The sequence below is a fragment of the Streptomyces calidiresistens genome, from assembly GCF_014141525.1.
In the GTDB taxonomy this organism is placed as follows: Bacteria; Actinomycetota; Actinomycetes; order Streptomycetales; family Streptomycetaceae; genus Streptomyces; species Streptomyces calidiresistens.
The window spans coordinates 1-2,045 of sequence record NZ_VKHS01000900.1 but is presented as its reverse complement, the minus strand read 5'-3'; the positions used below and the strand labels follow the sequence as shown (position 1 = coordinate 2,045).

The following is a 2,045-nucleotide window of genomic DNA, read 5'->3' as shown; positions in this document are numbered from 1 at the left end:
CCCCATCGACCGCGCCCCGCCGGATCGTCTCCCGAGAACGGCCCGGCGGGGCGCGGTCGATGGGGCGGGCTCCCGCGGGTTCCCGCCCGGTGGTCAGCCGAGTTCGCGGCGACCGTTCACCCGACGGGGCAGGCCCAGCGGGTTCTCGTCGCGCAACTCCGGCGGGAGCAGCGCCGGCGGGGTGTCCTGGTAGGCGACCGGTCGCAGCCACCGGTCGATGGCCGCGACACCGACCGAGGTGGAGGTGGAGGTCGTCGCCGGGTAGGGGCCGCCGTGGTGCTGGGCGGGCACGACCGCGACACCGGTCGGCCAGCCGTTGACCAGTACCCGGCCGGCGAGCGGGGTGAGCGCGGCCAGCAGGCGCGCGGCGGGACCGGTGGGGTCCTCGGCCTCGTCCGCGCCGATGTGCAGGGAGGCGGTGAGGTTGCCCGCCAACCGCTCCAGGGCTCCGATGACCTCCGTCGGCTCGCCGTCACCGTTCCCGACGTCGTACCGGGCGATGACGGTGACGGGGCCGAAGCACTCCTCCAGCAGCACGCCGTGGGCGGGGTCGGCCAGACGGGCCGCCGGGACGGTCAGGAAGCCGGCCGCCACCGTGCGGCCGTCCGCCTCCCCCGGGACGACGGGGGCGGTGACGTCCTGCAGGGCGGCGCGCTCGCGCACCCCTTCCAGGAACGCCTCGCGCATCCGCCCGTCCAGCAGCACGCCGGCGGGGGCCTCGTCCACCCGCTCGGCGAGGGTCTTCAGCAGGGCGTCGCCCGCCGGTCCCCCGGGGACGAACACCAGGCCGGGCTTGGTGCAGAACTGACCGACGCCCATGGTCATGGAGCCGGCCAGGCCGGCGCCGATGGCGTCGGCGCGCTCCTCCGCCGCCGCGGCGGTCACCACCACGGGGTTCAGGCTGCCCAGCTCGCCGTGGAAGGGGATCGGCACGGGACGGGAGGCCGCCGCGTCGAACAGGGCGCGACCGCCCCGGATGGAACCGGTGAAGCCGGCGGCGGCCACCAGCGGGTGACGGATCAGCTCCACGCCGGCGTCGAAGCCGTGCACCACCGACAGCACCCCGTCGGCGAGTTCGGCGAGACCGACCCGCTCGGCGGCGCGTCGCACGGCGGCGACGCACAGTTCGGAGACCGCCGGGTGGTCCGGGTGGGCCTTGACCACCACCGGGCAGCCCGCGGCCAGGGCGCTGGCGGTGTCACCACCGGGAACCGAGAAGGCCAGGGGGAAGTTGGAGGCGGCGTAGACGGCGACGACGCCCAGCGGGAGGCGGGTGCGCCGCAGGTCGGGACGGGGCGGGGTCGCCGAGGGGTCGGCGTGGTCGATGGTGAGGTCGAGGTAGCCGCCGTCGGCGACCTCGTCGGCGAAGGCGCGCAACTGGCCGGTGGTGCGACCCAGCTCACCGGTCAGTCGGGTGGTGCCCAGCGCGGTCTCGGCGTCGGCGGTGGCGATGATCTCCTCACCGGCCGCCTCCAGCTCCTCGGCCGCGGCGCGCAGCAGGGCGATCCGGGTCTCCCGGTCGGCCAGGGCGGGCCGGGCGGCCTCGGCGGCGCGCACGGCGGCGTCCACGTCGGCAGCGGTGGCCTCGTGGCCGACCGACTCGCGTCGCTCGCCCGTGCGCGGGTCCACGCTCCACACTTCAGCTGCCACGGGTTCTTCCTCCTGCGAGAGTTCGGACGCCGCCCGCGGGATGTTGTTCGACATCACGAACGCCGACCGTGGATACGAATGCTCAGGACCCTACCCGGGTCCTCTCCGGACCAACAAGGGCCGCGCCGGGTCGTCCGTTCCGCACCACGGCGACCCGACACGACCCTCCCGCACACCGGCGGGTACCCGGAGGGCGCGTTCCCCGAGGGAACGGGGAGCAGCACGGGACCGCCGCGCGGAACGGCCCCGATGGTGCGGCGCAGTCACCATCGGGCCCGCCTCCCCAGCGTAGCCTGCAAACGCTTTCTGTCCATACCCCCGGATCATCGGCTTTTCGGAAGAGGTTGAAGGAGCTTTTCTGCAACCGGTTGTTCGGGGAGACGATCCCCTCCCCC

At 75.0% G+C, this 2,045-nt stretch carries 1 protein-coding gene; it reads right to left on the bottom strand.

The genetic code is table 11. The features are described from left to right. Nucleotides 1–93: 93 nt before the first annotated feature. Nucleotides 94–1,704, bottom strand: coding sequence for an aldehyde dehydrogenase (NADP(+)) (locus tag FOE67_RS23930; RefSeq protein ID WP_182666916.1), 1,611 nt, complete (start codon nt 1,702–1,704; stop codon nt 94–96). Nucleotides 1,705–2,045 lie beyond the last annotated feature (341 nt).